The organism is Stenotrophomonas sp. SKA14 (assembly GCF_000158575.1).
Lineage (GTDB): Bacteria > Pseudomonadota > Gammaproteobacteria > Xanthomonadales > Xanthomonadaceae > Stenotrophomonas > Stenotrophomonas forensis.
This window is the reverse complement of record NZ_DS999412.1, coordinates 3,823,164-3,846,711: the sequence shown is the minus strand read 5'-3', so window position 1 is coordinate 3,846,711 and position 23,548 is coordinate 3,823,164. Positions and strand designations below refer to the sequence as shown.

Annotated in this window: 21 protein-coding genes and 1 pseudogene; 1 reads left to right on the top strand and 21 read right to left on the bottom strand. The window is 67.3% G+C overall.

What is annotated here, in order from left to right; translation table 11 throughout:
- Window positions 1–197 precede the first annotated feature (197 nt).
- From SSKA14_RS17395 to SSKA14_RS17295, 21 genes and pseudogenes are all read right to left on the bottom strand, one after another.
- Window positions 198–863, bottom strand: coding sequence for a ribonuclease HII (locus SSKA14_RS17395; RefSeq protein WP_008266745.1), 666 nt, complete (start codon window positions 861–863; stop codon window positions 198–200).
- Window positions 860–2,023 (bottom strand): annotated as a pseudogene (gene lpxB, locus SSKA14_RS17390) (lipid-A-disaccharide synthase); the annotation flags it as partial. The gene SSKA14_RS17395 and the pseudogene lpxB, both read right to left, overlap by 4 nt.
- Window positions 2,024–2,115: 92 nt before the next feature.
- On the bottom strand, window positions 2,116–2,907 hold the full coding sequence (lpxA, locus tag SSKA14_RS17385; protein WP_008267838.1) for an acyl-ACP--UDP-N-acetylglucosamine O-acyltransferase: 792 nt from the start codon (window positions 2,905–2,907) through the stop codon (window positions 2,116–2,118).
- A gap of 15 nt (window positions 2,908–2,922) precedes the next feature.
- Window positions 2,923–3,381 (bottom strand): 3-hydroxyacyl-ACP dehydratase FabZ, encoded by a 459-nt coding sequence (gene fabZ, locus SSKA14_RS17380; protein WP_008265823.1) that lies wholly within the window; start codon window positions 3,379–3,381, stop codon window positions 2,923–2,925.
- Entirely contained in the window at window positions 3,378–4,400 is a 1,023-nt protein-coding gene (lpxD, locus tag SSKA14_RS17375; RefSeq protein ID WP_008268628.1) for a UDP-3-O-(3-hydroxymyristoyl)glucosamine N-acyltransferase, read from the bottom strand. Before lpxD ends, fabZ begins: the two co-directional genes overlap by 4 nt.
- A gap of 385 nt (window positions 4,401–4,785) precedes the next feature.
- Window positions 4,786–7,149: an outer membrane protein assembly factor BamA gene (gene bamA / locus SSKA14_RS17370; protein WP_040008298.1), complete on the bottom strand. Its 2,364-nt coding sequence runs from the start codon at window positions 7,147–7,149 to the stop codon at window positions 4,786–4,788.
- A 74-nt stretch (window positions 7,150–7,223) separates the two neighbouring features.
- A complete protein-coding gene (gene rseP / locus SSKA14_RS17365) occupies window positions 7,224–8,582 on the bottom strand; it encodes an RIP metalloprotease RseP (RefSeq protein ID WP_008264625.1) in 1,359 nt (452 codons plus the stop codon).
- 55 nt (window positions 8,583–8,637) lie between these two features.
- Window positions 8,638–9,828: a 1-deoxy-D-xylulose-5-phosphate reductoisomerase gene (locus SSKA14_RS17360; RefSeq protein ID WP_008267210.1), complete on the bottom strand. Its 1,191-nt coding sequence runs from the start codon at window positions 9,826–9,828 to the stop codon at window positions 8,638–8,640.
- A gap of 2 nt (window positions 9,829–9,830) precedes the next feature.
- Entirely contained in the window at window positions 9,831–10,667 is an 837-nt protein-coding gene (locus SSKA14_RS17355) for a phosphatidate cytidylyltransferase (protein ID WP_008268577.1), read from the bottom strand.
- A complete protein-coding gene (gene uppS, locus SSKA14_RS17350) occupies window positions 10,664–11,431 on the bottom strand; it encodes a polyprenyl diphosphate synthase (RefSeq protein ID WP_040008295.1) in 768 nt (255 codons plus the stop codon). The genes SSKA14_RS17355 and uppS overlap by 4 nt, the downstream gene beginning before the upstream one ends.
- Window positions 11,432–11,436: 5 nt before the next feature.
- Complete coding sequence (gene frr / locus SSKA14_RS17345) at window positions 11,437–11,991, bottom strand: ribosome recycling factor (protein WP_008265041.1); 555 nt, start codon at window positions 11,989–11,991, stop codon at window positions 11,437–11,439.
- 96 nt (window positions 11,992–12,087) lie between these two features.
- A complete protein-coding gene (pyrH, locus tag SSKA14_RS17340; RefSeq protein WP_005408745.1) occupies window positions 12,088–12,816 on the bottom strand; it encodes a UMP kinase in 729 nt (242 codons plus the stop codon).
- A 121-nt stretch (window positions 12,817–12,937) separates the two neighbouring features.
- Window positions 12,938–14,476, bottom strand: a complete 1,539-nt coding sequence (locus SSKA14_RS17335; protein WP_008265479.1) for a GGDEF domain-containing protein — start codon at window positions 14,474–14,476, stop codon at window positions 12,938–12,940.
- 262 nt (window positions 14,477–14,738) lie between these two features.
- Window positions 14,739–15,614, bottom strand: coding sequence for a translation elongation factor Ts (tsf, locus tag SSKA14_RS17330; RefSeq protein ID WP_006427160.1), 876 nt, complete (start codon window positions 15,612–15,614; stop codon window positions 14,739–14,741).
- 126 nt (window positions 15,615–15,740) lie between these two features.
- Window positions 15,741–16,547 carry a 30S ribosomal protein S2 gene (gene rpsB, locus SSKA14_RS17325; protein ID WP_006427162.1) on the bottom strand — a complete coding sequence of 269 codons (807 nt, stop codon included), beginning with the start codon at window positions 16,545–16,547 and terminating at the stop codon, window positions 15,741–15,743.
- A gap of 219 nt (window positions 16,548–16,766) precedes the next feature.
- Window positions 16,767–17,465 (bottom strand): molecular chaperone, encoded by a 699-nt coding sequence (locus tag SSKA14_RS17320; protein ID WP_008264462.1) that lies wholly within the window; start codon window positions 17,463–17,465, stop codon window positions 16,767–16,769.
- Window positions 17,465–17,683 (bottom strand): hypothetical protein, encoded by a 219-nt coding sequence (locus SSKA14_RS17315; RefSeq protein ID WP_040008291.1) that lies wholly within the window; start codon window positions 17,681–17,683, stop codon window positions 17,465–17,467. The genes SSKA14_RS17320 and SSKA14_RS17315 overlap by 1 nt, the downstream gene beginning before the upstream one ends.
- A 151-nt stretch (window positions 17,684–17,834) precedes the next feature.
- On the bottom strand, window positions 17,835–18,869 hold the full coding sequence (locus SSKA14_RS17310; RefSeq protein ID WP_008267690.1) for a spore coat U domain-containing protein: 1,035 nt from the start codon (window positions 18,867–18,869) through the stop codon (window positions 17,835–17,837).
- Window positions 18,866–21,244 (bottom strand): fimbria/pilus outer membrane usher protein, encoded by a 2,379-nt coding sequence (locus SSKA14_RS17305; protein ID WP_008268556.1) that lies wholly within the window; start codon window positions 21,242–21,244, stop codon window positions 18,866–18,868. The genes SSKA14_RS17310 and SSKA14_RS17305 overlap by 4 nt, the downstream gene beginning before the upstream one ends.
- Before the next feature lie 7 nt (window positions 21,245–21,251).
- Window positions 21,252–22,001 carry a molecular chaperone gene (locus tag SSKA14_RS17300; RefSeq protein WP_008266353.1) on the bottom strand — a complete coding sequence of 250 codons (750 nt, stop codon included), beginning with the start codon at window positions 21,999–22,001 and terminating at the stop codon, window positions 21,252–21,254.
- On the bottom strand, window positions 22,001–22,531 hold the full coding sequence (locus SSKA14_RS17295) for a spore coat U domain-containing protein (protein WP_040008288.1): 531 nt from the start codon (window positions 22,529–22,531) through the stop codon (window positions 22,001–22,003). Before SSKA14_RS17295 ends, SSKA14_RS17300 begins: the two co-directional genes overlap by 1 nt.
- A gap of 230 nt (window positions 22,532–22,761) precedes the next feature.
- Here SSKA14_RS17295 and map point away from each other — a divergent pair, with 230 nt between their 5' ends.
- A complete protein-coding gene (gene map / locus SSKA14_RS17290; RefSeq protein WP_006427380.1) occupies window positions 22,762–23,547 on the top strand; it encodes a type I methionyl aminopeptidase in 786 nt (261 codons plus the stop codon).
- Window position 23,548 lies beyond the last annotated feature (1 nt).

Sequence of the window (23,548 nt, the reverse complement as noted above, 5' to 3'; positions counted from 1 at the left end):
AGTGCCCGGTCAGGGTAGCGAGGGCGGGGGGAGGCGACAAGGACTTGACGGTGGGAGATATCGCATTCGCGCCATCGCCCCCCCACGGTTCGCAGGCGAACCGCGGGCCCCGTCTCACCCTGCTTCCACACCCCCACGCCGTGGGCGCGTCCCCCTGACTCAGGGGGACTGTGCTGCAGACGGGCCGCGGGTACGGTTCAGCCGATCTCGGCGGCGGCCAGCGCTGTCGATTCCAGGCATTCACGCACCGGGGCGAAGCTGCGGCGGTGTTCCAGGCAGGGGCCGTGTTCACGCAGCGCGGCCAGGTGGGCCGGGGTGCCATAGCCCTTGTGCTGCTCGAAACCGTACTGCGGGTGGCGAGCGTGCACGTCCTGCATGTAGCGGTCGCGCGAGACCTTGGCCAGGATCGAGGCGGCCATGATCGCGCGGTCGATGCCATCGCCGCCGATCAGCGCCTGTGCGGGCAGTACCAGTCCCTTCGGCACCACGTTGCCGTCGATGCGGGCGAAGCCGGCCACATGGGCCACGGCGGCGACCACCTCACGCATGCCCTGCAGGGTGGCCTGGTAGATGTTCAGGCGGTCGATGGTGTCCACGTCGACCAGCACCACATGCCAGGCCAGGGCCCGCTCGATGATGCGGTCATGCAGCTGCTCGCGGCGTGCGGCGGTGAGCTGCTTGGAATCGTCCAGGCCATTGATGCGCGGCCGCGAGGGATCGAATACCACCGCCGCAACCGCGACCGGCCCCGCCAGCGGTCCCCGGCCGGCCTCATCGACGCCGGCGATCAACCGCTCCGGCTCGACCACGGCCGCGCCATCGAACAGGGCCAGGCTGGCCGTTGCCGCGTTGCGACGGCTCATGCGGCTGCCCGGTCGCGCATCAACAGCTCGCCAACGGCGTCGGCAGCCCGTGCCGAGGCGTTGCGGCGCAGGCGTTCATGCAGGCGGGCATAGGTGCCCTGCAGGTCGGCCGCGCGCTGCGGATGGTCGAACCACTGCTGGATGGCGGCCGCCAGCTTGTCCGGCGTGCAGTCGTGCTGCATCAGCTCCGGGGCCAGGTCCTGGCCGGCCAGGATGTTGGGCAGCGCGAAACGGTCGACCTTGATCAGGCCCAGCGCCTTGACCAAGCGGTAGGTCAGCTCGTTGACGCGGTAACCGACCACCATCGGGCGCTTGACCAGCATCGCCTCCAGTGTGGCGGTGCCCGAGGCCAGCACGACGACGTCGGCGGCGATCATCGCGTTGCGCGCCTGTCCGTCGAGTACATGCGAATAGGCCACCGGCAGCGCCGAGCGTGACAGCTGTTCTTCGATCAGCTGCCTGCACGCCGGGTTGGCGGCCGGTACCACCACATGCAGGCCCGGGATGCGTTCGGAGACCTGCCAGGCGGCTTCAAAGAACGGTTCGCCCAGGCGCGAGATCTCGCCCAGTCGGCTGCCAGGCAGCACCGCCAGCACCTTGGCCGAGGTCGGCAGGCCAAGCGCGGCACGGGCTTCCTCGCGGTTGACCTGCAGAGGAATGTCGTCGGCCATCGGGTGCCCGACGAAACGCGCATCGATGCCATGTCTGGCATAGATCGGCGGCTCCATCGGGAACAGGCACAGCACCAGGTCGGCGCTGTTGCCGATCTTCTCGGCGCGCTTCTCGCGCCAGGCCCAGACCGAGGGGCTGACGTAGTGCACGGTCTGCACGCCGTGCTGCTTGAGCCAGCGCTCGATGCCAAGGTTGAAGTCGGGTGCGTCGATGCCGATGAAAACGTCCGGCTGCCATTCCAGTGCACGCTGACGGAACGTGGAGCGCAGTTTCAGCAGGCGTGGCAGGTGGCGCAGTACTTCGGTCAGGCCCATCACCGCCAGCTCACTGGCATCGTGCCAGGTCTGGCAGCCCGCGCTGCGCATGGCGTCGCCACCAATGCCGGCGAATTCGGCGTTCGGGAACCGTGCCTTCAGTTCACGCACCAGGCCCGCACCCAGCAGATCGCCGGAGGCTTCGCCGGCCACCAGTGCAATCCGCAACGGTCGCTCGCTGAGCACCCGCTGCGCAGGAACGCTGCCAGCCATCGAAGCCAGCGGAATCACGGCGGCGCCGGCCGGCGCCTGGCCGGTCGTGCTGCTCATCGCAGCAAAGGCCTCTCGGCATGCTCGATGAAGTCCAGCATCGCCTTCACATCACCGCTGTCGCGCGCCTGTTCGGTCAGCTGCACCTTGGCCTCGGCCAGCGGCAGGCCGGCCACGTACAGGGTGCGGTAGGCGCGCTTGATGGCCGAGATGCGCTCGGCATCGAAACCGCGCCGCTTGAGGCCCTCGCTGTTGATGCCGCGCGGGCGGCCCAGCGAATCGGTGCCGACCATGGTGAACGGCGGAACGTCGCCATTGGTCAGCGCGCCCATGCCGAGGAAGGCATGCGCGCCGATGCGGCAGAACTGGTGGGCACCGGCGAAGCCGCTGATGATCACGTAGTCGCCCACGGTGACGTGGCCGGCCAGGGTGGTGTTGTTGGAGAACACGCAGAAGTTGCCGACATGGCAGTCGTGCGCCACGTGCGTGTAGGCCAGCATCCAGTTGTCGTTGCCGATGGTGGTGACGCCGCCGCCGCCGCCGGTGCCGCGGTTGACGGTGACGAACTCACGGAACACGTTGCGGTCGCCGATCACCAGCTCGGTGCGCTCGCCGGCAAACTTCTTGTCCTGCGGCTCGCCACCGATGGCGGCGTGGCCGATGAAGCGGTTGTCGCGGCCGATCCGGGTCGGGCCATGGATGCTGCAATGGGGGCCGATCACCGTGCCGGCACCGATGTCCACATCGGCACCGATCAGGGTGAACGCGCCCACCTGTACGTCATCGGCCAGGCGCGCGGCCGGATCGATGACGGCGGTCGGGTGGATCCGGGGTACGTTGTCAGTCATTCCTGCCTCCAGTGATCAGCCCTTGGCGCCGGCGCACATGACTTCGGCCGAGGCAACGACTTCGCCGTTGACCTTGGCTTCGCCGTAGTACCAGCCCATGTTGCGGATCAGGCGCTTCATCTGCACATCCAGCATCAGCACGTCGCCGGGGACGACCTGCTTGTTGAAGCGGGCGTTTTCCACCTTGACCATGTAGAACAGCTTGGACTGCGAGTCACGGCCGAGCGTGAGCTGGGTCATCACGCCACCGGCCTGGGCCAGCGCTTCGATGATCAGCACGCCGGGCATGATCGGGCGGCCCGGGAAGTGGCCCTGGAAGAAGGGCTCGTTGATGCTCACGTTCTTCTGCGCCAGGATGCGCTTGGCCTCGATGTCGAGCTCAAGCACCCGGTCGACCAGCAGGAACGGGTAACGGTGCGGGAGCAGTTCCTGGATCTGGCAGACGTCGATAGGAAGCTGCAGCGTGTCGTTCATTCTTTCTCCTTGCCAGCGGCCAGGACGCGGCGAGCCAATGCGTCCAGCTGCTTGAAGCGCGCGGCGTTCTTGCGCCACGTGCGGTTGTCGGTCAACGGGGTGCCGGACGAGTACTCGCCTGGCTCATGGATGGAATTGCGGACCACGGACTTGCCGGTGATCACGACCTTGTCGCAGATCTCGAGGTGGCCGACCACGCCGACATGGCCGCCGAGCAGGCAGTAACGGCCGATCTTGGCGCTGCCGGCGATGCCGGTGCAGCCGGCGATGGCCGAGTGTGCGCCGATCTGCACGTTGTGGGCGATCTGCACCAGGTTGTCCAGGCGGACGTCGTCGTCCAGCACCGTGTCTTCCAGCGCACCGCGGTCGACGCAGGTATTGGCGCCAATCTCGCAATCGTCGCCGATGCGCACGCCGCCCAGCTGCGGCACCTTGATCCACTTGCCGGCGTCCATCGCCAGGCCGAAGCCATCGGCGCCGAGCACGGCACCGGGATGCACGCGCACGCGCTTGCCGAGCCTGACCCGGGTGACCAGGGTGACCCGGGCGATCAGCTCGCAGCCAGTATCGAGGCTGCAGTCTTCGCCGATCACGCTGCCGGTGCCGATGATGCAGTTCTCGCCGACCACGCTGCGCGCGCCGATGGAGACGAACGGGCCGATATGCGCGCTGGCTGCAACCTGGGCGCTGGGATCGATGACGGCGCTGGGGTGGATGCCCGGCGGCCGTGTCGGCGCGATGTCGAACAGCGCGGCGATCTTGGCGAAGGCCGTGTACGGGTCCTTGGCGACGAGCGCGGCGCCGGGGGCAGCCTCGGCGTCGTCGGCACGCAGCACCACCAGCGACGCCTGGCTGTCGGCCAGCTGGGCGCGGTAGCGCGGATTGGAGAGGAACGTCAGCTGGCCAGGACCGGCATGGGCGAGGGTGGCCACGCCATGGATGGCGGTGGCTGGGTCGCCATGGACCTGCAGGCCGAACTGCTCGGCGAGTTGCTGGGCGGTGTAGGTGGGAGTATTCACGGCGGGAGTTTAACGTGTGACGCCATTGCGGTCATGCGGGGGGCGAGGGCTTGGCGCCTGCCTGGTACGAGCGGGAGGCGGCGGGTGGCCCTGGCCAGGACACGCAAAAGCCCCTCCATGGTGCTCGATGGCGCCATCCATGGCGCCAACGGTCCTGTCCAGGGCCACCCGCCGCCTCTGGACAGTTTCCTGCGAGCGCGGCCAAAAGCCTGTCCCGTGCAGTGTCATCTGCATCAACGAAAACGCCGGGCAGAGCCCGGCGCTTCGCACCCCGTCTGGTGGAGAGCCCCCCTTCTGTTAAGGGGGGCGTGCCAACGGCGCGGGGGATAGGTGAAATGCGGGGGCAATTCACCGCAGGTGGATCAGTTCTGAGGAACGACGTTCCTCAGAACTGGCCACCGAACGTGAATTGCAGACGTTCGATCTTGTCATCGTCTTCCTTCTTCAGCGGGAAGGCGTAGCTGATCGAGATCGGGCCGACCGGAGCGCGCCACAGCAGGGCGACACCGGTGGAGACGCGCAGTTCGTTGGCCTTGAAGTTCTTGGTGCCGTTGTAGACGTTACCGAAGTCGACGAAGGCCGACACGCGCGCCGACGGGCTGTCGAACAGGCGCGGGAAGTAGGCTTCGACCGAACCAACGGTCTTCAGCGAACCACCCAGCGGCTGGCCTTCCGGATAGCCATTGGTGACTTCGCGCGGGCCCAGGGTGTTGTCTTCGAAGCCACGCACCGAGTTGGTACCGCCGGCGTAGAAGTTCTCATAGAACGGCAGTCCGGTGGCCGTGACCGAGCGCAGGTTGCCATCCTTGTCCGGCACCATCGCGGTCTTGTCCTTGCCGTAGCTGTCGCCGTAACCGACTTCGGCACGGGTGTTGATCACCAGCGAAGGCATGATCGGCCAGTACTTGCTGATCTGGTAATTCAGCTTGTAGTACTCGATGGTCGAGCCCGGCAGGGTGGTTTCCAGGCCAACACGCTGATAGGTACCGCGGGTCGGCATGAAGTAGTCGTTGCGCGAGTCGCGCGCCCAACCCAGCTCGGTGCGCCACGCGTGGAAGGTCTTGCTGCCCAGCACGTTGATGTAATCGATGATCGACTGCGGGGTCGAGCCAGGGTAGGTGGTGATCTGGTTGCTGTCGATGCCGAACATCAGCGAGACGGTATCGGTCTCGGTGATCGGCACGCCGAATACCACCTGCGCAGAACCATTGGTGCTGTTGTACTGCGCGGTGTTGAAGTCGGAGTAGTCCAGCTCGCGCCAGGACAGGTTGTAGCCCAGCGACACGCCGTCATCGGTGAAGTACGGGTTGGTGTAGCTGAAGCCATAGCGTTGCAGGTAGCTGCTGCGCGAGGCTTCGACCGACACGCGGTTGCCGCCGCCGAGGAAGTTGTTCTGCGACAGCTGCACCGAGGTGGTCATGCCGTAGGACTGCGAGTAGCCCAGGCCGAACACGAAGCTGCCGGAGGTGGTTTCCTTGACGTTGTAGACGACGTCGACCTGGTCGTTGCTGCCGCTGACGGCCGGGGTTTCGACGTCCACCGACTCGAAGTAGCCCAGGCGCTGCAGGCGGATCTTGGAGCGGTCGATCGCGGCCTGCGAGTACCAGCTGTTCTCGAACTGGCGCATTTCGCGACGCATCACTTCGTCGGACGTGCGGGTGTTGCCACGGAACAGGATGCGGCGCACCGACACGCGCGGGCCCGGCACGACCTGCATGTTGATCGCCACGGTCTGGTCGGGGCGGTTGGTGGTCGGGATCGGGTTCACCTTGGCGAACGCGTAGCCGATGTTGGACAGCGAGTTGGTGATGGTGTCCGAGCTGAATTCCAGCAGCGCACGCGAGAACGTGTCGCCCGGCTTCTGGATCACCATGCGCTCGACGTCCTCCTGCGGGAGGATGGTGTCGCCGCTGACCTTGATCTCGGAAATCTTGTACTGCGCGCCCTCGGTCACGCCCGCAGTCAGGAACATGTCGCGCTTGTCGGGGCTGATCGAGACCTGGGTCGAATCGATGCTGAAGTCGACGTAGCCGCGGTCCAGGTACCAGGAGTTGAGCTTTTCCAGGTCGCCGGACAGCTTTTCCTTGGAGTACTGGTCGTCACGGCGGTACCACGACGCCCAGTTGTGCTCCTTGGACTCCCAGGTTTCCAGGATGTCCTTGCTCTCGAACTTCTCGGTGCCGACCAGGTTGACGTGACGGATCTTGGCCGCCTTGCCTTCCTTGATGGCGATCGCGATGTCCACGCGGTTGCGGTCCAGCGGGCTCACGGTCGGGGTGATCTCGACGGTGTACTTGCCACGGTCGTTGTACTGACGACGCAGTTCCTGGGTCACGCGGTCCAGGCTGAGGCGGTCGAAGGTGCCGCCTTCGGTCAGGCCGATGTCGGACAGGCCCTTCAGCAGCTGCTCGGACTTGATGTCCTTGTTGCCGGTGACGGTCAGCTTGTTGATCGCCGGGCGTTCCTTGACCGTCACCACCAGGATGTTGCCCTGGCGGTCCAGCTGCACGTCTTCGAAGAAGCCGGTCTTGTACAGGGCGCGGATGGTCTCGCCGACCTTGTTGTCGGTGATGGTCTCGCCACGTTCCACCGGAAGGTAGGTGAACACCGTGCCCGAGCTGATGCGCTGCAGGCCATCGACGCGGATGTCGCTGACAGTGAAGGGCTCGGCTGCCTGGGCCAGGGCGGGAGCGCCGGTGACGGCGGCGAGGGCGAGGGCCAGCAGGCGGCGATTGGGGAGTCGCGTCATGTCACGTCCGGTAGGAAGGTCGATTTCATTGGTGCGGGATGCCGACGCTGTAGACGGCAACAACGTGGAAAAGTTCATCGCGGGACCAGGCCGAGGATGTCGTTGTAGAACGCCAACCCCATCAGCCCGGCCAGCAACGCCAGGCCGATGTATTGGCCGGCGGCGATGGCACGCTCGCTCAGCGGGCTGCCCTTGACCAACTCGATAAGGTAATACAGCAGGTGCCCGCCGTCCAAGATCGGGATCGGCAGCAGGTTGATGATGCACAGGCTGAGTGACAGCAGGGCAAGGAACTGCAGGAACCAGTCGAGGCCGCGCTTGGCCGAGACATTGGCCACGCGGGCGATGGTGACCGGCCCGGAAACGTTCTGCAGCGAGGCTTTGCCTGTGACGATGCGGCCCATCATGCCCAGCGAGTCGGCGGCCAGGCGGCCGGTTTCGCGAACGGCCACGGTCACCGCGTCGAGCGGCCCATAGCGCAGCAGGGTGTCGTAGGCGGGGCTGTAGGTGGTGGGGAAACCGACGCCGATCTGCCAGACCGGGTTGCCCTTGCCATCCTTGCCCTGGCGCGGTGTCACTTCCAGCGCAAGGCGTTCACCGCCGCGCAGGACCTCGATCATGCCCGGGCCACCGGCGCGGCCCAGGGCCTGGATTTCGCCAATGACCTGATCGACGCTGTCGATGCGCTGGCCGTCGATCGCCACGATCAGATCGCCCGGCTGCAGCTGCCCGGCGACCGCCGAATCGGCGGTCAACGAGTCGACCAGCGCCGGCTGCAGCCAGGATTGCCAGTACAGGCCGGCCAGGATCGGCACCCGTCGTTCATCGAAGCCAGCCGGCAGCTGCGACAGCGGCAGGGTGCGCACGCGCACCTGGTCGGCGGGGTCGAGCACTTCCAGCGTCACGTCGCGGCGGTCCATCGCCGCCGCGGTCAGCGCCATGCTGGCGTCGCCGAGCGTGACCACCTGGCGGTCATCCACACGCAGCACGCGGTCGCCGCTGACCAGTCCGGCCGTGGCGGCGATGCCGCTGACCCGGCCGATGGTCGGCGAATAATCCTGCTTGCCGATCACGAACATCGCCCACAGCAGCAGGATGCACAGCAGCAGGTTGGCGATCGGGCCGGCGGCGACAATCGCAATGCGCTGCCAGACGGTCTTGTGGTTGAAGGCCTGGCCGCGCTCGTGCGGATGGACTTCGACCTCGCGCTCGTCGAGGAATTTCACGTAGCCGCCCAGCGGAATGGCGGCGATGGCGAACTCGGTGCCGTGCCTGTCGCGGCGCGACCACAGCGGGCGGCCGAAGCCGACCGAGAAGCGCAGGATCTTGACCCCGCACAGGCGGCCTACCCAGTAATGCCCGAATTCGTGGAACGTGACCAGCAGCCCGAGGCTGACAATCATCCACCAGACCGATCCGATGAAGTCAGTCATGCAGGGTCACAGTGGTGGGCAGAGGCGGCGTCGTCATGCTGGGCGAGGCGGTCGTTCAGGCGGCGTCGATGGCGTTCAGGGTCAACTGGCGTGCCCGCTGGTCGGCGGACAACAGGACCTCCAGTGTATCGGCTGCTTGGGTCGGCAGTGTTGAAAGAGCGTTAGCAACCAGCTCGGGGATGGTCAGGAAACCGATCCGGCCCTGAAGAAACGCTGAAACGGCCTCTTCATTGGCGGCATTCAGCACCGCCGGTGCGGTTCCGCCAGCCTGCATCGCCTGCCAGGCCAGGGCCAGGCAGGGGAACGCGTCGGTGTCCGGGGCCTCGAAATCCAGCCGGCCCTGGGCCAGCAGATCCAGCCCGGCCACACCCGACTCGATGCGCTGCGGCCAGCCGAGGCCGACCGCAAGCGTGGTGCGCATGTCCGGCAGGCCCATCTGCGCCAGGGTCGAGCCGTCCACGAACTCGACCAGCGAATGCACCAGGCTCTGCGGGTGCACCAGCACCTCGATGCGCTCGCCGGGCACCGCGAACAGATGATGCGCCTCGATGACTTCCAGGCCCTTGTTCATCAACGTCGCCGAATCGACCGAGATCTTCGGGCCCATCGACCACTTCGGGTGGGCCACCGCCTGTGCCGGGGTGACCTGGGCCAGCTCGGCGCGGCTGCGGCCGCGGAACGGGCCACCGGAGGCGGTCAGCAGGATCCGGCGCACGCCGGCCCCCTCGATGCTGGCATCGCGCGAGCGCAGGCACTGGAAGATCGCGCTGTGCTCGCTGTCGATCGGGATGATTTCGGCGCCGGCCCGTTCGGCGGTGCGGGTCAGCAGTTCGCCGGCCAGCACCAGCGATTCCTTGTTGGCCAGCAGGATGCGCTTTCCGGCCGCTGCGGCGGCCAGGGTCGAGGACAGTCCGGCGGCGCCGACGATGGCCGCGACCACGGTGTCGCAGGCATCACTGGCGGCCAGCTGGTCCAGCGCGGCAGCACCCGCATGGGCCTCGGTGGCCAGGCCGACCTCGCGCAGGCCGTCGCGCAGCCCGGCGTACAGTGATTCGTCGGCGATCACCGCGTGCTCGGGCTTGTGCTGGCGGCACAATGCCAGCAGCGCCTGCAGCTGGCGGCCGGCAGCCAGCACGGTCGCCTGGTAGCGCTGCGGGTGGCGGGCGATCACGTCCAGCGTGGAGGCACCGATCGAGCCGGTGGCGCCGAGAACGGCGACCCGGCGCAGGTCTGCAGCAGCATTCATGGTCAGAACCCGAAGATTTCCTTGCCCAGCGCGAACACCGGAACGGCGGCGAGGACGCCGTCGACACGGTCGAGCACGCCGCCATGGCCCGGAATCAGGTGACCGGAGTCCTTGGCACCGGCGTGGCGCTTGATCAGGCTTTCGAACAGATCGCCCAGCACCGACGCGAACACCGCCAGCACCGAGGTGACCAGCAGGCCCGGCAGGTGCGCGACGTCGATGCCCGCCAGCCAGCCCAGGCCCGCGGCCACGGCAACACCAGCCAGCAGGCCGCCGAACAGGCCTTCCCAGGTCTTGTTGGGGCTGATACGCGGGGCCAGCTTGTGCTTGCCGAAGCGTCGGCCGGCGAAATAGGCGCCCGAATCGGCTGCCCAGACCAGGGCCAGTGCGGCCAGCAGCCACAGGTGGCCCTGCTTGCCCGGCGGATCGCCACCGGCATGGATCAGCACCAGTGCGGCCCAGGCCGGCACGATGGCCAGGGTGCCGGCCAGCATCTTCACGATCCGCGAAGGCGCCGACGGCTGTGCGCCGAAGTTGAAGAAGCGCAGCCAGACCAGTGCGGCCAGCCACCAGGCGACACCGGCCAATGTGGTGATCTGGAACAGCACCAGCGTGCTGCCATCGGCCCACACCAGCAGCACCATCAGCAGCAGGTTCAGCACCAGCAGCACGGTGCGCGCCAGGGTGTCTTCGATGCCGGCCAGCTTCAGCCACTCCCACAGGCCGATCAGCAGCACGGCGGCGGCGGCGGCGGCCAGCCATTGCGTCGGCAGCAGCAGGATCGCGGCAATGGCTACCGGCGCCATGATCAGCGCGGCGAGTACTCGGGTCTTGGTCATGGGCTGGAGGTCTCGGTGGCCAGTGCGGCGATCTGGGCGCTGGTCAAACCGAAACGACGCTCGCGGCTGGCATAGGCGTCCAGCGCCTGCTGCAGCAGCTCGGCATCGAAGTCCGGCCACAGGGCCTCGGTGAACCACAGCTCGGTGTACGCCAGCTGCCACAGCAGGAAGTTGCTGATGCGGGTATCGCCGCCGGTGCGGATGAACAGGTCCGGGGTCGGCAGGTCGGCCAGGGCCACCTGGCTGCCCAGCAGCGATTCGTCGATCTGTTCGGGCAGCAGGCGGCCGGCGGCAACTTCAACGGCCAGGGCGCGCGCGGCACGGGCGATATCCTGGCGGCCACCATAGCTGGCGGCGATCGACAGGGTCAGGGTGGTGTTGTCGGCAGTACGCTGCTCGGCCAGCTGCATGCGGCTGACCAGTCCAGCACCGAAGCGCTCGCGTTCGCCGATGAAGCGCACGCGCACGCCACGCCGGTGCAGCTCGTCCACTTCACGGTCGAGCGCGCCGAGGAACAGCTTCATCAACGCATCGACTTCTTCCTGCGGCCGGCCCCAGTTCTCGCTGGAGAACGCGAACAGGGTCAGCGCGGGAATGCCCAGTTCAAGGCAGCGTTCGATGGTGCGGTTGACCGCGCGCGCGCCGGCACGGTGGCCGATCACGCGCGGCCGGCGGCGCTGCTGCGCCCAACGACCGTTGCCATCCATGATGATGGCAACGTGGCGGGGCAGGGCAGCCGGCAACGGAGGCGGGACTGAAGGCATCGACTTCAGACCGACAGCAGTTCTTTTTCCTTCTCGGCGACAACCTTGTCGACGTCCTTGATGCTGCCGTCGGTGAGCTTCTGGATGTCGTCTTCGCCGCGCTTCTTCTCGTCCTCGCTGATCGCCTTGTCCTTGACGAGCTTGGCGATTTCCTTGTTTGCGTCCTGACGGATGTTGCGCACGGCGATCTTGGCGCCTTCGCCTTCCTTCTGCACCTGCTTGACCAGCTCCTTGCGGCGCTCTTCGGTCGGCGGCGGCATGTTGATGCGGATTGCGGCGCCCAGCGTGTTCGGGGTGAACTCGTGGTTGTACAGCCCCTTCTCGATTTCCTTGATCATGCTCTTGTCGAAGGGCGTGACCAGCAGCGAGTGGGCGTCGGCGTTGGAGATCGAGGCGACCTGGTTCAGCGGGGTGCTGGCATTGCCGTAGGCATTGACCGTCACGCGGTCCAGCAGGGCGGGAGTGGCACGCCCGGTGCGGATGGAGGTGAGGGTGTGCTTCAGAGCGTCGATGCTCTTGGCCATGCGCGTCTGCGCGTTGTTCTTGATGTCGTTGAGCATCGCCCGGTCCTGGATGTATCTGGAATCGGGCGATTATAGGCGAATACGGGACGCTGCCGGGCCTGGATCGGCCCGGTTGTCGCCTCGCGCTCAGGCTCAGGCCGGGTCGCGGCCCTGGACCAGGGTGCCGATGTTCTCGCCGTTGAGGATCTTCAGCAGCTCGCCCGGCTGGCCCATGTCGAACACGCGCATCGGCAGGTCGCTGTCACGGGCCAGGGCGAAGGCGGCGGTATCCATCACTTCCAGGCCGCGGCGGATCACTTCGTCGTAGCTCAGGCTGTCGAAGCGCACCGCGTCGCTGTGCTTGTTCGGATCCTTGTCGTACACGCCGTCGACCTTGGTGGCCTTCAGCAGCAGGTCGGCGCCGATCTCGATCGCGCGCAGGGCGGCGCCGGAATCGGTGGTGAAGAACGGGCTGCCGACGCCGGCGGCGAAGATCACCAGGCGGCCCTTTTCCAGGTGGCGGATGGCGCGGCGGCGGATGTAGTCCTCGCACACGTCGTTGATCTTGATCGCGCTCATCACGCGGGCCTTGGCGCCCAGCTTCTCCAGGGCGTCCTGCATGGCCAGGGCGTTGATGACCGTGGCCAGCATGCCCATCTGGTCGCCAGTGACCCGGTCCATGCCGCCAGCGGCCAGGCCGGCACCGCGGAAGATGTTGCCGCCGCCGATCACCAGGGCCACTTCGGCACCGGCCTGCTGGGCTTCGATGACCTCGCGGGCCAGGCGGTTGATGATCTTCGGGTCGATGCCGTAGTCCTCATCTCCCATCAGCGCCTCCCCGGACAGTTTCAGAAGGATGCGGCGATAGGCGAGCTTGGACATGGGGACCTCGGGTGCGTGGAAATCGCGGGCGATTCTACGCGCATGCAGCGTCCTGCCAAAGTGTTTTGTGCACTGCGGCGCAAAATTTCGGGGTTTGCCCCGGTCAGCCGGGCCTCCCCGTTCAGCCCAGCTCGGCGCCAGCGGTCGCCGAGAGCTCGTCGTGGCCAAGAGCGCCAGGGGAGCGGGCGATCACCCGGTTGCGGCCGAGATTCTTGGATCGGTACAGGACGTCATCGGCCGCGCGCAGCAGGTCCTGCACGTCGGCGAAGCGCTCGTAGCCGCCCTGGGTGGCCACGCCGGCCGAGAAGGTGACGAACAGCGGGCCGCCTTCCAGCTCGGCCATCGGCGTGGCGACGATGTTGGCCAGCACCCGGCGGATCACGTCCAGTGCCACGGTTTCGCTGGTATTGGGCAGCAGCGCGACGAACTCCTCGCCACCGAAACGGGCCACGGTGTCGCTGTTGCGCAGCTGGCCCTGCAGCTTGCCAGCGAAGGCGCGCAGCACCTCATCGCCGGTCAGGTGGCCATGCGCGTCGTTGATCTTCTTGAAATCGTCCAGATCGATGAACGCCACCGAGAGCGGCCAGCCCTGGCGGCCGGCACGCAGGAACTCCTGCTCGAGCACCGCTTCCAGCTGGCGGCGGTTGAGCACGCCGGTCAGCGCGTCGCGGTGGGCCTGGTCGGCCAGGCGCTTGGCCCGGGCTTCGAATTCGTCGGCGCGGCGGCGCGCCTGGTCGGCATCCTGCAGTTCGCGCAGGTTGCGCAGGGTGGCCAGCTCCTGTGCGTGGTCGATCAGTTCACGCACACGTGAAGGCGAGTTCAGCCCGGCCTCGAACAGGCTGGCGATGTCCGGCAGGGCCTCGCTGATGCGGGCGAGCACCTGGTCGAAGCGGGCGCTGTCCAGTTCCAGGTGGTCATGCACCTGCTGCAGGGCGCGTTCGCGGGCGGTGTCGGCATCCTCGTCCAGCCAGATGTCGGCGACGGCGCCGGACAGCTGCACGCAGGCCTGGAAGGGCGATTCGACCGCGTCCTGGTCCTCGCTGTGGCTGATGCTCTCCACCAGATAGCGCGGCAGGCCCCATTGCTCGGCCACCCAGGCGCCGACGTCGGCATGGCTGCAGCCCAGTTCCTCGCGCTCGCGCGCGACCAGATCGGTGTTGTCGCGCGCTTCGCGCAGCAGGGGCAGGTAGCGTTCCGACTCGGCCTGGGCCAGGCACAGCACGCCCAGGTCCTGCAGCAGGCCGGCCAGCATCAGTTCCTCCAGGCGACGCAGGCCGCGCGCCTGACCCAGCTGGCTGGCGGCCAGCGCGCTGAGGATGCTGCGCTTCCAGGCGCGCTGGCGCAGGTCGTGGCCTTCGCCACTGCCACCGGTCAGGCCCTGGGTGACGGTGAAGCCAAGGGCCAGGCTGATGGTGGCATTCAGGCCGAGCATGGTCAGCGCCTGGCCGAGGTTCTCGATCCGGCGCCGGCTGGCGTACAGCGGCGAATTGGCGATACGCAGCATGCGAGCGCTCAACGCCATGTCGATGGCGATGATGTCGGCGGCGGTGGCGATGTCCGCTTCCGGGTCCTGGGCCAGTTCGATGATGCGCAGGGCAATACCGGGTGGCGAAGGCAGGTTGCGGCAGAGCGCCAGGGCAGCTGTCAGCTCGGGAGGCATGTCGGGTCGTTCAATTCCATTGGGACAAGAATACCTAGGAATGCATCACAGTCCGCGAATTTTGTTCCTGCTAAGTGACTGCGGTTTCCCTGCGCCGAGTATCGGCTTGATTCGTGCGCAACGCAAAGGCCCCTGGGCGCAGGGCTGTGCCCGGCGTCGATGTGCGTACCAATGGTGCGCACCCACAGGTGCAGCGGGCACAAAAAAAGAGCCGCGGTTTCCCGCGGCTCCTTCTGGTCGCTTCACAGCCGGAAGGCTGGAATCAGACCTGCATCGCCTTGGCGACTTCGGCGGCGTAGTCTTCCACCACCTTCTCGATGCCTTCGCCCACGATCAGCAGCTTGAAGCCCGCCACGTCGGCGCCGGCGGCCTTGACCACCTGCTCGACGGTGGTGTCGCCCAGCACGTAGGTCTGGCCGTACAGGGTCACGTCGCTGACGATCTTGTTGATCTTGCCGCTGATGATCTTTTCCAGGATGTCGGCCGGCTTGGACTTGTCCTTCTCGGACATCTTGGCCAGTTCGATTTCCTTTTCCTTCTCGACGAACTCGGCCGGCACATCGGCAGCCTTGTTGTGCGGCGGCTTCAGCGCGGCCACGTGCATGGCCAGGCCACGGGCCAGCTCGACGTCGCCGCCGACCAGGTCGACCAGCACGCCGACCTTGCCGTTGGTGTGGACGTAGGCGCCGATGGTGTTGTTGCCATCCACCTTCACCATGCGACGGATCTGGATGTTCTCACCCAGGGTCTGCACGGCGGTGGCGCGGGCTTCTTCAACGGTGCGGCCATCGGCCAGCTTGGCAGCCTTCACGGCTTCGACGTCGTTGGCGCCCGATGCCAGGGCAGCAGCGGCGACGGCGTTGACGAAGGACTTGAAGTTGTCGTCGTTGGCGACGAAGTCGGTTTCCGAGTTGACTTCGACCAGCACGGCCTTGCCGCCATCCTGGGCCAGGCCCAGACGGCCTTCGGCAGCCACGCGGTCAGCCTTCTTGTCGGCCTTGGCAGCGCCGGACTTGCGCATGGCTTCAGCAGCGGCGTTGATGTCGCCGTTGGCTTCGGTGAGCGCCTTCTTGCATTCCATCATGCCGGCGCCGGTGCGCTCGCGCAGTTCCTTGACCAGGGAAGCAGTGATTTCCACGGGATTACCTCACGAAAGAAAGGGGTTGGGCCGGCATGGTGGCCGGCCCGTGTGACACGGTCCTGTCACGCGCCAAGGGCTGCGCGCAGGGAGGGTGGACGCCGGGCGTCCACCCCGGGGCCTGGATCAGGCCTGGGCGTCGTCGCCCTTCTTGGCGGCCTTCTTCGCCGGAGCGCGGCGGGCCGGCTTGTCTTCGCCTTCAGCAGCGGCTTCAGCGAACTCTTCCTCACGCACCGAGGCGGCGTGCGGAGCAGCGGCCTTGCCTTCCAGCACGGCGTCGGCCGCGGCGCGGGCGTACAGCTGCACAGCGCGGATGGCGTCGTCGTTGCCCGGGATGGCGTAATCAACCAGTTCCGGGTTGTAGTTGGTGTCGACCACGGCGATGACCGGGATGCCCAGCTTCTTGGCTTCCTTGATCGCGATGTCTTCGTGGCCGATGTCGATCACGAAGATGGCGTCCGGCAGACGGTTCATGTCCTTGATGCCGCCCAGCGAGGCTTCCAGCTTGTCGCGCTCGCGACGCAGGCCCAGCACTTCGTGCTTGACCAGCTTCTCGAAGGTGCCGTCGGTTTCACCGGCTTCCAGTTCCTTCAGGCGGGCAACCGACTGCTTGACGGTACGGAAGTTGGTCAGGGTGCCGCCCAGCCAACGCTGGTTCATGAACGGCATGCCGCAACGCTCGGCTTCTTCCTTGATGGTTTCGCGGGCGCTGCGCTTGGTGCCCAGGAACAGGACGGTGCCGCGCTTCTGGGCCACCGACGAGATGAAGTTCATCGCGTCGTTGAACAGCGGGACGGTCTTTTCCAGGTTGATGATGTGGATCTTGCCGCGGGCGCCGAAGATGTAGGGAGCCATCTTCGGGTTCCAGTAGCGGGTCTGGTGGCCGAAGTGGACGCCGGCTTCCAGCATCTGACGCATGGTGACCTGGGGCATTGCAATACTCCTGATATGGAACCAGCGATTCCGCCCGCGGGGATAGGTATGCGGGACGCGTGGAAGCGCGATCGGTTCCGGGGTTGGGCTTCCCTGTTGCCTCCGTGGCCGAACTCCTCGCGGAGCACCCCGGCACGGATGGGGGCAGCAGGTGTGGATTCACCGGTGACGTCCGGTGTGGACGAGTCCCGCGCACGCAGGCGGCAGGAATCCGGTCGATTATAGCCCGCCCGATGCGCTCGCTGCAATTGCCGGGTCCGGCGTGGACAGTTCGACCACGCGGCCGTCCTGCAGGCGGGCCTGGAAATGGCCGCCGGCATAGCCCTGGGCATGGGCGGGTAGGGCCCATTGGCGCTCCTGGCCTGCCAGCACATAGCCGGCCAGGCCGGGCAGCAGTACGAGGCGCAGGCCATCGTCGGCAACGAAGGCGAGGTCGTGCAGGCGGGCGTGCAGGGTACCCGCGTTGGTCAGTCGCAGGGTGGGGTGCGACGGTCCGGGGTCGACCTCGGACCGTAGCTGCGGCTGCGCCAGCGGCGCGGCATGTCCCCGGAACAGGGGCAGCGAGTAGCGCGGCAGGCCAGGCGCGCTGGGCGCGAGCACGACCCGGTAGGCCCGTTCGCTGGCCACGGGAGACGGCTGGCGCGGCAGCAGCCAGATGCGCTGGCGGGCGCCCGCTGGCAGGTCCAGCTGGACCGGGCTGGCCACGATCTGGTCGCTGGGGCGCAATCGCTCGGCGTCCGCCTGCTGCTCCCAGGCCAGGATCCTCACCTGGCCCTGCCAGCGACCCGGGCCGGGGTTGTACAGCCACAGTGCGGTATGGCCGCCGTCGGCTGGCAGCTGCAGCGTGGTCGGCAGCAGGTCGAGCGCCGCGGCCGGTGACGCCAGCAGCAGCGCCAGCAGGGTCAGCAGCGCGCGCATCAGTAGATGACGGTCACGGCGGGCGGCGCGTCGTCGTCTGCAGTCGGCGGCGCAAGATCGCGGACCTGGGACGGCAGCTGCGGTGCGTCGCTGCGCTGATGTGGGGATGGGCAGTGGTCGCCGCCGGTATCACCGCTGCAGGCTTCAACCACGGTCAGCCGGATCTGCACGGTACTGCTGCTGGGGTCGGCCCATGCGGGCGTACTGGCGACCAGCATCGCCCCGATCAGAAGTGCGCGAACCACCTGCCATCCCGTGTGTCGAAAGACTCGTTGCGCGGTATCGGCCGGATCGGCCGGAACTGTAGAGTCGAGCTTGCTCGACTGCGCCATCTGCCCGGTGGGGGCCGACCGCTGGTCGGCACTCACGTCAATAGGTGATCGTCACCTGCACCAGATCGTTGTAGGCGCCGGCAGGTGGCTGGCCGGTGACCGGCGGTACCCGGCCATAGATGGTCAGCTGCTGCGCGCTGCCACTTCCGGTGCCGCCAACGGTATCGACGTTGAGGGTGTTGCCCCAGCGCAGGCTGCGTGCCGAATCGCGGTACAGCTCATAGGTGAGGTAGTAGGTGCCGGTGCCAATGGTGGTGGCCATGCGCCGCGTGCTGGTAGCGGCGGGGTTGTTCTGGCCGTTGTTCAGGCTGATCTGGTAGGCGGTGTTCTTCAGGCAGGTCAGGGTCAGCGTGGCGGTCTGGTCGATGTTGGCCGGGATGCCGCCGGTGACGTTGCCAAAGTTCATGTCGGTGGTGACGTAGCTGCCGCACTGCGGCAGCACGTTGGCGGTGGCGGTGAAGCTGAACGCGGCGCTGGCGCTGTTGGTGCCGGTGGCGCCGCCATTGCAGGTGGCCGGCACGGTGGCGGTGCCGAGCAGCACTTCGTTCCAGGCCCAGGTCAGCACCACGTTGGCGCCGCTGAAGGTGCTGCTGTAGGCGCCCGAGGCCAGCACCTGGTTGGCCGGGATCTGGGCGAACAACTGCGTGGCCTGCGTGCCGTTGCCGCCGGTCAGGGGCACGTTGTAGGTCAAGGTCAGTTCCTGCGCTGGCGGCGTGCCGCGCGGGGTCAAGCCGGTCACCTGGCTGAAGTTGGAGGTGTTGTAGAGCTGGAAATTCATGCTGTCACTGGTGCCGGTCTTCATCGTCCGCCAGCTGGCGCTGCTGCCGCCACCGCTGCCGGCGCCGATGCCCACGCAGACCCGCACCCCGGTGGTGGCCAGCAGGCTCAGCGCGGAGGTGGTGCAGTTCACCGTGATGTTGAGCGTGCCCGTGGTTGCGCCCGGCGCATTGCTGTTGACGTTGCCGAACGGCAGTGTCGGGTCGGCGATGGCCGTGCAGACCGCGACGGCGCGCGCCGGTGCCGCGGCCAGCAGCCCCGCCACCAGCAGCAGGCCAAGCAGCAGCAGCCTCATGGCGCCACCTCCGGGATGCACTGCAGCGGTGCCGGCTTCGGCCGCGCGCCGGAGGCCACCACCCTGGGCAGGTCCGGCACCTTCACCCGGCACTGGTCGCGGCTGGTGGTGACGTACAGCGTGCTGCCGGCGGCCACATCCTCAAGGTAGAGCAGGCCGTCATAGCCGACGGTCGCCTGGCGGCCATCGGGCAGCTGCACTTCGCTGCCGACCTCCAGCGGTTGGCCGTCCATGCCCAGCAGGGTCAGGCTCAGCGAGGGCCGCGAACGCAGCTGGAACGTGACCCGGGTGCCTGCGCGCTGGCGCGGCGTCACCCAGTCCTCGATGCGGTCGGCGCGCATGTCCTCGGGCAGATCGAGCGTGTCGATCGAGACCCGGTTGCGCTGCCAGGACAGCAGTGGGCTGACCAGCAGCAGGCCGCGATCATCGGTGACGCCGATCAGGCGGTTCTCCAGTCGTACCGGCACGCCGCCGACGCCGTTGGTGCTGATCACCGCGAACGCGTCGGAAACCTCGCGGGTGGCGAAGGCGTGCCCGCCCATCCACACCAGGCTGCCGCTGGCACTGGCGTAGGCATAGTTGAGGCCGCCCTGGCGCGACGCACCGAACGAGTAGCGGCCGACATCATTGAGGATGCCGACCTCGGCCAGGCCGCCATTGCTGTCTTCGCCATGACGGAGCTGGGCGCGCCAGCCGACACCGCCGGCACTGCCATCGCCCGGCACCGGCTGGGTGACGTCGGCCACCCAGCTCTGGCTGCCGCCATTGCGCTGGCTGGACAGGCTGGCCTGGCGGTTGTTGCCGAGACTGGCGGTCACCGACAGATAGATGCTGCGGTCGTCGCTCTGGTCCAGGTTCTGGTTCACCGACAGGTAAGCCGACCAGCGCTGGCTCCAGGTGCGCGACCAGAACAGGCTGGCGTAGCGGTTGTCCTCGCCATCGGGATAGCGCAGGCGCAGGTAGCTCGCGCTGAGCGTGCCCAGCCGCAGCAGATCCATGCCGACCGTGGCCTGTTCGCTGATGCTCGGCGGCAGATTGCCCTGCAGCGCGCCCAGGTCGCGATAGTCGCCGTGGCTGCGCACGCTGCGCAGGTTGACGTTGAGACGGCGGTTGTTCCAGCTGTAACCCAGCGCCCATTGCCCGCCCTGCAGGCCGTGGTAGTCGCTGTGCGCGTAGGCGGCATTGAACACGCCGGCGCTGCCGAGCAGCCACCAGCCGCCGAGGCCGGCCTGGGCCAGGCCGCCGCCGCCTTCGGCATGTGCTTCGCCAGTGAATGTATCGCTGACGCCGCCACGCCAGCTGGCGCTGGCAACCGTGCGGTCGTCGTAGGCGAACGAGCGCTGGCCGAAGTCTTCGCGCAGGTGGCCAACGCCCAGCGACCAGTCCGACAACCCCTTGGCCAGCAGCTGCTGGGTGCCATAGAAGCTGAAATCCAGCGTCTGCATGCGGCCGAACGCATCGGTCACCACCACCTGCGCGCTGCCGGTACCGCTGATGCCGGGTTGCGCGGCCAGCTGGAACGGGCCGACCGGCACCTGTCCGCTGTACTGGCGCAGGCCGTCGACATACAGCTCGACCGTGGAGGGCACCACTGCCTGGCCGAGGAAACTGGGGGTGGGCGTCAGCACGCGATACGGCTGCAGGCCATAGTTGCGGCCGATCTGCAGGCCGCCCAGCCGCACCGGCCGGGTCCAGTCGACGAAGCCGCTGTAGAAGTCGCCGACCTCCAGGGTCATTGCCTGGTCGGGAAAATCCAGGCTCCAGCGCGTATCCAGGCGCACGCTCTCGCCGCGCCAGCGACGGTCGCCCGGCTGCTGGTAGCGGCGGCTGATCGCGGTGTTCTCGAAGGTGCCGTTGCCGATGCCGAACAGCCGCAGTTCCGAGCTCAGGCTGAGGTTGCCGAGCGTATCCACCCGGCTGCCATACACGTCGTAGTTGAACAGCACGCCGGGCGATGCACTGCCGGCAGGCGCGCGCGCCTGCGGGCGGCTGAGTACGGTGGTTGGCAGGGTCAGCTGGTCCAGCGGTACGTCCAGTGCCAGGGTCTGCATGTGCGCGTCATAGCGCACCACCGCACCGCTGATCTGGTCCAGGTACACCGGCGCGTCGCCGCTGGCATTGAAGCCAAGCTGGCGCAGCACTTCGGGGCTGGCCTGCAGGCGACCGCGATTGTCGGTGAATGGCAGCAGGCCACGCGGAGTGCTGTTGAGCGATACGTCCAGGTACAGCGTCTGGCTGGCGGTGAGCGGGGTGGGAGGCGGCAGGATGGCATCGGCGGACACGCCGGATACATCGGCAGCCCCGCTGGCCCCTGCGCCGGACACATCGGCGGCCTCGGTCGCCGCGGGAGCCAGGGCAGCAAGCAGCGCGCCCATCAACGCCTCAGCGAGCCGGTGGTGGCGACAGTGGCGTCTGTTCCGACTCGCCATTGAGCTTGGCCGTGATCTGGTCGTTGTCGCGGTCGATCGCCGTGCGTTCGAGTGGCCAGCGCATCACCTGGCCGGGCAGCACGTAGCCCAGCAGGCCGGGGTGCACGATGCGCGGGCGCTTGGCGCTGCCCAGCGCAAGGTCGGCGATCTGCGCGTAGCTGTCGCCGGAATTGGACACCTCCACACCGTCGCGGCCATCGTCCAGCCGCACCAGCCTGGCCTGCAGCCGCGCGGCCAGCTTGCCCGACGCCGGCTGCACGAACACCGGAATCGAATAGCGCAGCACGAACTGCATGCCATCGGCGCGGGTGGCCAGGTCGGGCACCTCGTCCACGATCAGCCGGAAGTACTGCTGTGCTGGCGGCGGCTCACGGGTGGGCCGCATCACCCGCACCAGCTGCTGCTGTCCGGCCGCCAGTTCCTGCATCGGCGGGGTGGCGACCAGTTCATCGGTGGGCAGCAGCTGCTCCTGCCCGTTCTGCTGCACCCAGCGGAACACACGCACCTGCAGCTTCACCGGTGACGTGCCGCTGTTGGTCAGCCACAGTTCGCCGGCGCGTTGGCGGGCTTCCAGCTGCAGGCTGGTGGGGGCCACCTGCAGGCTGGTGGCGCCTGCCGTGGAGGCTGCCAACAGGCAGAGGGCGAGCAGCGCCACGCCGGTGGCGCGCCACGGGCGGGGTCCGGCCATGCGGGCGTGCTCCATCAATACGTGATCGTGGCGGTGACCGTATCCAGGTAGTTACCGGTGGCCGGGTTGTTGGTGCTCAGGTTCAGGATCTGGCCGTAGACGATGTAGGGCACCGCCAGGCCGGTGCCGATGCCGGCCTGGGTGTTGGTGCCGGTGGTGGCCCCCCACACCAGCGTGTGTGCGGCATCCTGGTAAAGCTGGTAGCCGACAAAGTTGTTGGCGGTCACCGCAGCGTTGGTGTTCTTCATCCGGCGGGTGGTGACGTCATTGGCGGTGGCGGCATTGGCGCCCGCATTCAGCGAAATCGTGTACGGGGTCAGCGCCGAGCACTGCGCGGTCACCGTGCCCTGGCCCAGCGTGGGCGTGGCGGTGGTGGAGGCGGCGGTGCCGAAATCCACGTTGGTGGCCGCCGCAGCGGTGATGGTGCAGGCCTTGGTGACCACCAGGGTGACGTTGAAGGTGGTGGTGTCGGCGGCCAGCACCGGGCTGGACATCAGCAGCCCGGCCATGGCCCAGGCCAGCGGGGATCGAACTGGGGATCGCATGGACAACCTCCCTGACCCGAAGGTCTGTTGAACAAGGCGAAGACGGCACGATCGGTGCCGCTTTGACGACGCTGGGGCCAGCTTAGGCAGCGCAAGTGTCTGTAATCCGTGATAAATAGGGATCCGAAAGGGCGGAGTCCGTCACGCTTTCACTTTCCTTGCCGGAACCGTGCATGGCCTGGATCGCCAGTTGGGTGGCGTTCGTTCAGATTGCGGCCGGATCAGCGATAATGGGCGCCATGAGCGTGAATCTGAAAACCCCGCAGGAAATCGAGATGATGCGCATCGCCGGCCGCCTGGCCAGCGAAGTGCTCGACATCGTCACCCCCCACGTCAAGCCCGGTGTCACCACCGAGGAACTGGACCGCATCTGCCACGACCACATCGTGAACGTGCAGGGCGCCATTCCGGCCAACGTTGGCTACCGCGGCTTCCCCAAGACCGTGTGCACCTCGGTCAACAACGTCATCTGCCACGGCATTCCCAGTGAAGGGAAGGTGCTCAAGGATGGCGACATCGTCAATATCGACGTCACCGTCATCAAGGACGGCTGGCACGGCGACACCAGCCGCATGTACTTCGTCGGCACGCCGTCGGTGATGGCGCGCCGCCTGGTGGAAACCACCTACGAAGCGATGTGGCGCGGCATCCGCGCGGTGCGTCCGGGCGCCACCCTGGGCGACATCGGCCATGCCATCCAGAGTTATGCCGAAGGCGAGCGTTTCAGCGTGGTGCGCGAGTACTGCGGCCACGGCATCGGCAAGGTCTACCACGACGAGCCGCAGGTGGTGCATTACGGCCGCCCGGGCCAGGGCCTGGTGCTGCAGCCGGGCATGACCTTCACCATCGAGCCGATGATCAACGAGGGCACCCGCTACAACAAGGTGCTGCCGGACGGCTGGACCGTGGTGACCAAGGACCGCAAGCTGTCGGCGCAGTGGGAGCACATGATCGCGGTCACCGAGACCGGCGTGGATGTGCTGACCCTGTCGCCGGGCGAGTCGCAGGTCTCCTGAG

Coding starts and splice junctions, on each gene's coding strand:
- SSKA14_RS17395 (WP_008266745.1), bottom strand. CDS start 863: ATGAGCCGTCGCAACGCGGCAACGGCCAGCCTGGCCCTGTTCGATGGC.
- lpxA (WP_008267838.1), bottom strand. CDS start 2,907: ATGACTGACAACGTACCCCGGATCCACCCGACCGCCGTCATCGATCCG.
- fabZ (WP_008265823.1), bottom strand. CDS start 3,381: ATGAACGACACGCTGCAGCTTCCTATCGACGTCTGCCAGATCCAGGAA.
- bamA (WP_040008298.1), bottom strand. CDS start 7,149: ATGACGCGACTCCCCAATCGCCGCCTGCTGGCCCTCGCCCTCGCCGCC.
- rseP (WP_008264625.1), bottom strand. CDS start 8,582: ATGACTGACTTCATCGGATCGGTCTGGTGGATGATTGTCAGCCTCGGG.
- SSKA14_RS17360 (WP_008267210.1), bottom strand. CDS start 9,828: ATGAATGCTGCTGCAGACCTGCGCCGGGTCGCCGTTCTCGGCGCCACC.
- SSKA14_RS17355 (WP_008268577.1), bottom strand. CDS start 10,667: ATGACCAAGACCCGAGTACTCGCCGCGCTGATCATGGCGCCGGTAGCC.
- uppS (WP_040008295.1), bottom strand. CDS start 11,431: ATGCCTTCAGTCCCGCCTCCGTTGCCGGCTGCCCTGCCCCGCCACGTT.
- frr (WP_008265041.1), bottom strand. CDS start 11,991: ATGCTCAACGACATCAAGAACAACGCGCAGACGCGCATGGCCAAGAGC.
- pyrH (WP_005408745.1), bottom strand. CDS start 12,816: ATGTCCAAGCTCGCCTATCGCCGCATCCTTCTGAAACTGTCCGGGGAG.
- SSKA14_RS17335 (WP_008265479.1), bottom strand. CDS start 14,476: ATGCCTCCCGAGCTGACAGCTGCCCTGGCGCTCTGCCGCAACCTGCCT.
- rpsB (WP_006427162.1), bottom strand. CDS start 16,547: ATGCCCCAGGTCACCATGCGTCAGATGCTGGAAGCCGGCGTCCACTTC.
- SSKA14_RS17320 (WP_008264462.1), bottom strand. CDS start 17,465: ATGCGCGCGCTGCTGACCCTGCTGGCGCTGCTGCTGGCGTCACCGGCC.
- SSKA14_RS17315 (WP_040008291.1), bottom strand. CDS start 17,683: ATGCTGGTCGCCAGTACGCCCGCATGGGCCGACCCCAGCAGCAGTACC.
- SSKA14_RS17310 (WP_008267690.1), bottom strand. CDS start 18,869: ATGAGGCTGCTGCTGCTTGGCCTGCTGCTGGTGGCGGGGCTGCTGGCC.
- SSKA14_RS17305 (WP_008268556.1), bottom strand. CDS start 21,244: ATGGGCGCGCTGCTTGCTGCCCTGGCTCCCGCGGCGACCGAGGCCGCC.
- SSKA14_RS17300 (WP_008266353.1), bottom strand. CDS start 22,001: ATGGAGCACGCCCGCATGGCCGGACCCCGCCCGTGGCGCGCCACCGGC.
- SSKA14_RS17295 (WP_040008288.1), bottom strand. CDS start 22,531: ATGCGATCCCCAGTTCGATCCCCGCTGGCCTGGGCCATGGCCGGGCTG.
- map (WP_006427380.1), top strand. CDS start 22,762: ATGGGCGCCATGAGCGTGAATCTGAAAACCCCGCAGGAAATCGAGATG.